Origin of the sequence: Roseimaritima sediminicola, from assembly GCF_009618275.1 — a bacterium.
GTDB lineage: Bacteria > Planctomycetota > Planctomycetia > Pirellulales > Pirellulaceae > Roseimaritima > Roseimaritima sediminicola.
The window spans coordinates 1-7,547 of sequence record NZ_WIAD01000092.1; the positions used below are offsets into that span (position 1 = coordinate 1).

The 7,547-nt window shown below is 58.8% G+C and carries 12 protein-coding genes; 10 read left to right on the top strand and 2 right to left on the bottom strand.

The window, feature by feature from the left end; genetic code table 11:
* Window positions 1-268: 268 nt before the first annotated feature.
* Complete coding sequence (locus GE027_RS22095) at window positions 269-838, bottom strand: alpha-ketoglutarate-dependent dioxygenase AlkB family protein (protein WP_162006883.1); 570 nt, start codon at window positions 836-838, stop codon at window positions 269-271.
* 125 nt (window positions 839-963) lie between these two features.
* On the opposite strand from GE027_RS22095, the gene GE027_RS22100 reads away from it, so the two are divergent.
* The 7 genes from GE027_RS22100 (at window position 964) to GE027_RS22130 (ending at window position 5,486) form a co-directional block, all read left to right on the top strand.
* On the top strand, window positions 964-1,263 hold the full coding sequence (locus tag GE027_RS22100) for a hypothetical protein (RefSeq protein ID WP_153559406.1): 300 nt from the start codon (window positions 964-966) through the stop codon (window positions 1,261-1,263).
* Between the two features lie 15 nt (window positions 1,264-1,278).
* Window positions 1,279-1,701 carry a hypothetical protein gene (locus tag GE027_RS22105; protein WP_153559407.1) on the top strand — a complete coding sequence of 141 codons (423 nt, stop codon included), beginning with the start codon at window positions 1,279-1,281 and terminating at the stop codon, window positions 1,699-1,701.
* The gene (locus GE027_RS22110) at window positions 1,694-2,029 is read left to right on the top strand and encodes a hypothetical protein (RefSeq protein ID WP_153559408.1); all 336 of its coding nucleotides are present in this window, start codon (window positions 1,694-1,696) and stop codon (window positions 2,027-2,029) included. Before GE027_RS22105 ends, GE027_RS22110 begins: the two co-directional genes overlap by 8 nt.
* Window positions 2,030-2,504: 475 nt before the next feature.
* Window positions 2,505-2,672, top strand: a complete 168-nt coding sequence (locus tag GE027_RS23205; protein ID WP_153559409.1) for a hypothetical protein — start codon at window positions 2,505-2,507, stop codon at window positions 2,670-2,672.
* Window positions 2,659-2,997, top strand: coding sequence for a hypothetical protein (locus tag GE027_RS22120; RefSeq protein ID WP_162006884.1), 339 nt, complete (start codon window positions 2,659-2,661; stop codon window positions 2,995-2,997). Before GE027_RS23205 ends, GE027_RS22120 begins: the two co-directional genes overlap by 14 nt.
* A gap of 565 nt (window positions 2,998-3,562) precedes the next feature.
* Window positions 3,563-4,609 carry a hypothetical protein gene (locus GE027_RS22125; RefSeq protein WP_153559411.1) on the top strand — a complete coding sequence of 349 codons (1,047 nt, stop codon included), beginning with the start codon at window positions 3,563-3,565 and terminating at the stop codon, window positions 4,607-4,609.
* A 43-nt stretch (window positions 4,610-4,652) separates the two neighbouring features.
* Window positions 4,653-5,486 carry a hypothetical protein gene (locus tag GE027_RS22130; RefSeq protein WP_153559412.1) on the top strand — a complete coding sequence of 278 codons (834 nt, stop codon included), beginning with the start codon at window positions 4,653-4,655 and terminating at the stop codon, window positions 5,484-5,486.
* 433 nt (window positions 5,487-5,919) lie between these two features.
* Here GE027_RS22130 and GE027_RS22135 read toward each other — a convergent pair whose 3' ends face one another.
* Entirely contained in the window at window positions 5,920-6,291 is a 372-nt protein-coding gene (locus tag GE027_RS22135) for a hypothetical protein (protein WP_153559413.1), read from the bottom strand.
* 284 nt (window positions 6,292-6,575) lie between these two features.
* Here GE027_RS22135 and GE027_RS23210 point away from each other — a divergent pair, with 284 nt between their 5' ends.
* The 3 genes from GE027_RS23210 to GE027_RS22150 all read left to right on the top strand — a co-directional run bounded on the left by GE027_RS23210 (window position 6,576) and on the right by GE027_RS22150 (window position 7,349).
* Window positions 6,576-6,734 (top strand): hypothetical protein, encoded by a 159-nt coding sequence (locus GE027_RS23210; RefSeq protein ID WP_153559414.1) that lies wholly within the window; start codon window positions 6,576-6,578, stop codon window positions 6,732-6,734.
* An 80-nt stretch (window positions 6,735-6,814) separates the two neighbouring features.
* Window positions 6,815-7,057, top strand: a complete 243-nt coding sequence (locus GE027_RS22145; protein WP_153559415.1) for a hypothetical protein — start codon at window positions 6,815-6,817, stop codon at window positions 7,055-7,057.
* A gap of 103 nt (window positions 7,058-7,160) precedes the next feature.
* Window positions 7,161-7,349: a CPXCG motif-containing cysteine-rich protein gene (locus GE027_RS22150; protein ID WP_153559416.1), complete on the top strand. Its 189-nt coding sequence runs from the start codon at window positions 7,161-7,163 to the stop codon at window positions 7,347-7,349.
* Window positions 7,350-7,547 lie beyond the last annotated feature (198 nt).

Here is a 7,547-nt window from a genome sequence, read left to right on the forward strand (position 1 = left end):
GCTTACGCCAACGAGCTTGCGTGTTCGCTGCTGCAAAACTCCCCTCCACAGATTTCGGCCATTCGATTTTTAGAATGTTCGGATGGTGAAGAATTTCAGTGGAAGAAGGTGGATTCCGCACTGCTAAGCAAAGAGTAGTTACACCGATGTCGAACAATCTTCGAAACAAGCTCTTTGGCCAACAGGTCGAAGGGCATTCTCATTGTCACGCAAAAATCTGCATCAATGAGATAATGCTCTGCGACGACGATTTGCGGGCCAGCTAGATTCATGCTGGCTCCAAAATCTTGCGGTACGTCAGGTTGATCCTCTCGCCAACTGCTTGCTTGGTCTTGGGAATCTCGTGCATCCAGAACTGCTGCATCGTCCCAGCCATGATGATGAGCGTGCCGTTGCCAGCCGGAAAGCTCATCGTTTCTTTCGTCTTGTTGTGCTTGGTGCGGAACGTCCGGGTCGCTCCCAACGACAGAGAGCCAATCACATTGCCCATTTCAGGCTCTTTGTCGGCGAGAGTCCCCATGCTGTCTTGACCGGATCGGTAGCGGTTCAGCAGGCAGTAGTTGTACTTGCCCTGCACGGCTTCAATCCTCTCTTTGATCTCAAGCAGCGTCGGTGTCCACGGCAGGGCCACATTGACCGTGCCTGAATACTTATAGGTCACACCCTCGTCCCCATAGGAGGCTGTCCGGCGAGGCTGCATGTGACCGAAGATGCCGGGCTTCTGTTCCCAGACACATTCATCCCTGATCGTGACAAAGTATCGATCCGACAGTTCAGCGGGCAGGAAACTCTCGTCGTAAAGCAGGATGCCGCCATCCGTGAGTTCGATGGTCTGCATCGCTGTCAATTGGCGCCCAAACAGTACCAGTGATTGGCGTCTCAAATGGTACCAGTTGATCATACTCCTCTGGCTCGCGTCTGATGGTCGGTTTTCATCCCTAAAAACCGACCATCGAGAGCCTCATGGCGAATCAACTGACCATGGACAAGTCATTGGCAATCAACAACTTACGTGCCGCAGGCTACTCCGAGCGACGGATCGCCGACTCGCTCGGGGCTGTCCGGCGCCATTTGCAGCCTGCCAAGCCAAACAGTACCAAGGCGTCCACGGGGTCTGACAACCAGGCGGCAACCGGGTCGCCAAATTCAAACAGTACCAAGGCGCCAACCGGGTCCGAAGAGCCCGCAACATCCGCCGCCCCGGAGACCGCCCCGCGCAGCAGTGGCAGTCAATGCGAGCCGTTTCGAGAACTGATCGTCTGAAAGTGTGAAGCCGGCTTGTCGTCCCAACGCATCCATCAAGACCTTGTCGCGGAGCATGGCTTCGAGGGGAAGTATTGGTCGGTCAACCGCTTCGTCCGGTCTCTCCGGAAGCAGCACGAACTCCCGTTCCGGCGCATGGAAGTCGAACCGGGTGAAGAACTTCAAGTCGACTTCGGCACCGGGGCAAAGATTCGAAACGCCGACGGAACCTATCGGCGTACGCATGTCTTTCGGTGCGTCCTAAGTCAATCTAGAAAGGGGTATTCCGAAGCGGTTTACAAGGATGATCCGACGGTGTTTTTCGATGCTCGGCCCAGGGACGGCTTGCCCTATGCTTCGCCAGTCCAGGTCTTCTTGGAGTGCTCCGCTGGTGACAAGCGTGAACAGGAAACCGCGCAGCAGGTGATGGATCGGATTCTTGGGGAACTCAATGGATGATGGATCGGGGGTTCGGCTGCCAGGCGACCCGCTACTGACGACTTTGCTGGACCTCGACGCGGCGCTCGGCTCGAAGACGACGCTCCTCATTGGCGGCGGCTACGGACTTTTTCTCAAGCAGCTTTATCTTGCGGACCATCCCGGCGTACGCACTTTGCTCACCCCCGACGATTTGCCTGACGCTCGGACAACGAATGACATCGATCTGATCCTTCGAGCCGAGATCGTCACCGACTCTCAGTCCATGAAGTCGATTCGCATAACACTCGACGAACTGGACTGCCGCGTCGTCGAGACGGCGAAGTACGGCCAGCAGTCGTTGACGTAGCGCAGCGCCTCGTCGCTGTCAGTCGGTGCCGACTGGTGACAATCTTCGCCGCGGACGCGCTGCCAATGCGCTACCAGGGCATTTTCGCTGTCTCGTAAGTCCGCTTCAGCTAACTGGTTGCGTTGATCGGTCTGCGGACTACGGAATTGACGGTTACAGGTTCGAATCCTGTGGGGTGTACTTCGAAGCACGCAAAGCCATAAGCCGGTCTCGGTTTATGGCTTTTTTCATGCCTGCAGTTACCGGGTGCCGCCCTGCGTTCGCTTGCGTCCCTGCGTTCGCCTGCGTCCCTGGCGGTACCACCGGAACCTCGATCCGGCCCAGCTCCAACATCACTCGATGCTCATAGGCTCTGCCTGCAAGCCTCGCAGGGCGGCATGGATGGGGGATGAGCGGCCGCGAAACCTTTGCACCGATAGTGCGGTTAGACTGTTAGGACTCCCCTGAGTCAATCCGCAAGTGAGGGACGTGCCCGATGGAGAATCGTGACAGCCAACAAGAACCGCGAACTCCGCAAACTCCGCAAACTTCGCGTCCGGCGTGTCCGGTCTGTGGCGGACCGCTGATCGAGATCCGCGCCAAACTGCAGTGCGCTCGTTGTCACCGGATCTGCGAAACCTGCTGCGAAGGTGGCCCCGGCTGAACCGATTTTTCTGCGGCCCGAACGTTTTGCCGTTTCCCGTTTCCCATTTCCCGAACGCGAGCGAGCTGGAGTGATGACCGACACGCGCAGCACCATCCGCAGCATGTGGGCTCAGCTCGGGCTGCAGACCCGGCCGGCGGAAGTGGTCGAGGCTCTGGAACGACTCGGCATCGAGGTCAGCGAGGAATTCGTCGCGAGGGTCCGTTCCCACAGGGGCTTTAAACCGTTGCAGACATTGCATAGCAACTCCACCTGGACACCGAACACAAGGCCTGACCCTGGCGAAGTCTTCCAACTCCACCTGGACACCGAACACAAGGCCTGACCCTGGCGAAGTCTTCTTCTGGCGAAGTCTTCTTGGAACGGGGCGAACCAGTTTGCGGTGCAACGGCCGCAAGCGGGGTAGTACCAAGTGCCCCGCATTTCCTCTTGCGTGCCAGAAGCATCGTCTTGCGGACCAGATGGTCGAGGGCAATCACTCTCCACGATGGCCTCCTTCCGCTGAGCCGTTCTTTGGGGCGGCGTCGATCAGGGTGAGGATGGTTTGGCGGATGTGCTCAGGCGGATCGGGCCAGCAGTCGCTGGCGTAGCGCAGCGCTTCGCTGCGATCAGCAGATGCCGATTGGGGACAATGTTCGCCGCGGGAGCGCTGCCAATGCGCTACACGGGTATTTTCGCCGTTTCGTAAGTTGCTGTCGGGTAACGAGCTGCGCTGATCGGTCGGCGGACTTCGAAGGCCCGGTCTCGTCGGCTCGAGCCGCTATTCACCATTTTCCAGTTTTCTCGCATTTTCCTGAAGCAGAAAATGTGCCACAATTGGAAAATATCTTGTCAGCTCCATTCCTTTGCCGGAAGAGCAAGCACGAGCCTAAAAGGCTACAGAGGGAAAAATGGTCAGCGAAGCGGAAATGCTCCAAGAATTTCAGGGCGGGTACGATTTTCCGCCGCTCCGTGTCCGCCTGGCCAAGCAGTCGGCGTGGGCGCACGAGATTGGAGCCGACGCATTGCTCGAGGTGATCTCCGCTGGTCAGAAGTATGAGTTTACCGCCGAACTGAAGTCGCGAAGTTCGCCGAAGGTATTCAAAGAGGCATTGCACCAGATCGAGCAATGGGCCCGTCAGCAGGGCCGCCTGCCGATGCTGGTCGTTCCCTATTTGCGAGAAGAGCAACTCAACGAGCTTCAGGAGCGGCAGCTGAGCGGACTCGACTTGTCCGGCAACGGTGTCGTGACGGTCCCCGGAAAGCTGCTCGTCTATCGCACGGGCAGGCCGAACAAGTTCCCGAGTTCGGCTCCGACCAAATATGCCTACCGGGGAGCGACTTCCCTGGTCGGGCGAGTTTTTCTATGCCGTCCGAAGTTTCAGTCACTCGCCGAGATCGCGGAGGAGATCGAGGCGCGCGGTGGCAGCGTGGCCCTGTCGACGGTGTCCAAAGCGCTGAAGCGTCTGGAGTCGGATCTGATTGTGGAACGTGCGGCGGATCGAATTGCCTTACGACAACCGGACAAGCTGCTGGAGAAACTCGCCGAGAGCTACACTCCGCCCAAGGTCACAAAGGCGGTCACACTTTCGATGAAAATGCCGCTTGAGGAACTCGTCGAGAGCAGACCTCGCAAGACGCCTCTGGTTCTTAGCGGGCGCTCGTCGGTGGACGCGTATGCCGTGATGGGCCGGAGGGACGGACCTGTGTTGTTCACGCCGAATATTGCGCCGGTGCTACGCAAATGGGGGAAGAAAGTCGAAGAGACAAGCCGATTCGTTGATCTTGAGCTGCTGCAGACGGCTGATCCGACGGTGTTTTTCGATGCTCGGCCCAGGGACGGCTTGCCCTATGCTTCGCCAGTCCAGGTCTTCTTGGAGTGCGCCGCTGGTGACAAGCGTGAGCAGGAAACCGCGGAGCAGGTGATGGATCGGATTCTTGGGGAACTCAATGGATGATGGATCGGGGGTTCGGCTGCCAGGCGACCCGCTACTGACGACTTTGCTGGACCTCGACGCGGCGCTCGGCTCGGAGACGACGCTCCTCATTGGCGGCGGCTACGGACTTTTTCTCAAGCAGCTTTATCTTGCGGACCATCCCGGCGTACGCACGTTGCTCACCCCCGACGATTTGCCTGACGCTCGGACAACGAATGACATCGATCTGATCCTTCGAGCCGAGATCGTCACCGACTCTGAGTCCATGAAGTCGATTCGCATGGCACTGGACGAGCTGGACTGTCGCGTCGTCGAGACGGCGAAGTACACCCAATTTTCGCGATCAATGCCACAGGGTCAGGTCAAGATCGACCTGCTGGCTGCCCCGCTTGGTCACTTCGCCGAGCGAGTTCCGAAGGATCCTCGCCGGGTCAAGCCGCGTCCAAGCGTGAAGCTGCACGCGAGCAAACTTGAAGAGGCCCTCGCGGTGGACCGCCACGCGCTATCTATCCCGGTAGAGGGGAAGTTGTCAGCGGGAGAAGAACACCGTGCCGAGGTACTGGTTCCGCAAGCGTTCTCCTACCTGCTGATGAAGCTTTGCGCTTTTCGTGATCGGATGAACGATGTGAACCGCAGCCTGGGACAGCACCACGCATTGGACATCTACCGCATCGTGGGAATGCTTACGCGAGAGGAAGATACTCATGTTCGTAGCTTAAGCGCCGAGTATGCGGAGCACCCGACCGTCACGGAGGCTCGCGCGATCGCCGCAAAACACTTCATCTCCCCGGACGGACTGGGGCGTTTGCGAATCCGGGAGCATCCGCTCTACAAGGAGTCGATGGAGCTGGACCGGTTCGGGAGCGAGCTTTCTCTGCTTCTCGGCATCTCTGGATAACCTAAGTCGGTGCAATGACGCAATCACGCCGGAGGGACGAGCGACATGCTGGACAATTCGCTCAGCTATGGTGCGGCGAGAATCATGCCCGACTCGGAAGCAGCTCTTGTGAGCCGTTCCTAACCGAGGAAGAGCGGCAAAAAACGCTCGGTGTAAACGGAAAGACCGTCCTGCGATCCGCCCGAGACACTGCAAACCGTTTGATTGCAGTGACTTCCATAAACGAACTGTTGGTGGAATAAACGCTCGGTCTCATTTAGAGCGTCGGGCGGGCCGGCATCGCTGAATCGGACTATCTCGATTGCCGAGGAGTCATCAGCCAGGGCGGCCTCTGACGGACAGCGTGAGGAGAGAGCGTTCCACTATGGGGACATCGAAGCGTCTTGAACGGCGCGAACCATTTTGCGGTGCAGCGGTCGCAGGCAGCGTAGTACTAGGTGCCACGTGGCTCATCGTCCGCGTCCTTAGCATCGCCTTGCGGACCGGACGGTTGAGGACAATCACTTTGCATGCTCGCCCCTTTCGCTTCCCCGTTTTTGGGGGCGGCGTCGATCAGCATGATGATGGTGTCGCGAATGTTTTGTGGCAGGTTCGGCCAGCAGTCGTTGACGTAGCGCAGCGCCTCGTCGCTGTCAGTCGGTGCCGACTGGTGACCATCTTCGCCGCCGGCGCGCTGCCAATGCGCTACCAGGGCATTTTCGCTGTCTCGTAAGTCCGCTTCAGCTAACTGGTTGCGTTGATCGGTCTGCGGACTACGGAACCGAAGGTTACAGGTTCGAATCCTGTGGGGTGTACTTCGAAGCACGCAAAGCCATAAGCCGGTCTCGGTTTATGGCTTTTTTCATAGCTGCAGTTGCCGGGTGCCGCGCTGCGTTCGCTTGCGTCCCTGCGTTCGCTTGCGTCCCTGGCTGAACCACCGGAACCTCGATCCGGCCCAGCTCCAACATCACTCGATGCTCATAGGCTCTGTCTACAAGCCTCGCAGGGCGGAATGGATGGGTGACGAGCGGCCGCGAAACCTTTGCACCGATAGTGCGGTTAGACTGTTAGGACTCCCCTGAGTCAATCCGCAAGTGAGGGACGTGCCCGATGGAGAATCGTGACAGCCAACAAGAACCGCGAACTCCGCAAACTCCGCGACCGGCGTGTCCGGTCTGTGGCGGACCGCTGATCGAGATCCGCGCCAAACTGCAGTGCGCTCGTTGTCACCGGATCTGCGAAACCTGCTGCGAAGGTGGCCCCGGCTGAACCGATTTTTCTGCGGCTCGAACGTTTTGCCGTTTCCCGTTTCCCGTTTCCCATTTCCCGAACGCGAGCGAGCTGGAGTGATGACCGACACGCGCAGCACCATCCGCAGCATGTGGGCTCAGCTCGGGCTGCAGGCCCGGCCGGCGGAAGTGGTCGAGGCTCTGGAACGACTCGGCATCGAGGTCAGCGAAGAATTCGTCGCGAGGGTCCGTTCCCAGCTGCATCGCGACGCCGCCAAAGCCGCTCGCGAACGTGCCAAACGCCCGCCCCAAAGCAAGACCGCCAAGCGTCCCCAGCAGCGTAAAATTCCCCATCGGAAGTAGCCGGCTTTGATGCCTCGTGCCGGTGGGTGCCGCGGCTTCGCGGGACCTGAGAATGACGGCTTGCGGAACGCTACTGAACCAGAATTTCAACGACCGACGGATCATGGATACAGAAGGCAGTTACGTGTGCGACAACTGCGGTGAAGAGATCATCGTGCCGATCGATCCCTCGGCGGGCTCGAGCCAGGAGTATGTCGAGGACTGCCCGGTGTGTTGCCATCCGAACGTGCTCCGCGTCGAGATTGACGAAGACGGCGACGTGCGGATATGGGGCGAGGCCGAGCAGGACTGATTTTACGACTCTCTTTCAATACACTTCCTCCTCGTCGTCGAAGGGATTGCTGCAGGCAGCCGAGCAAGCGTTGGACGATCGCTAGTTGCGAAGCAACGACCGTCGATAGCCTGTGATGCCAAGCCTAAGCACGTCGGCGTAAGTGTTTTGGCGAAACCATACGCGACAACACGCTGCCGCTCACTGAATCAGCAACCT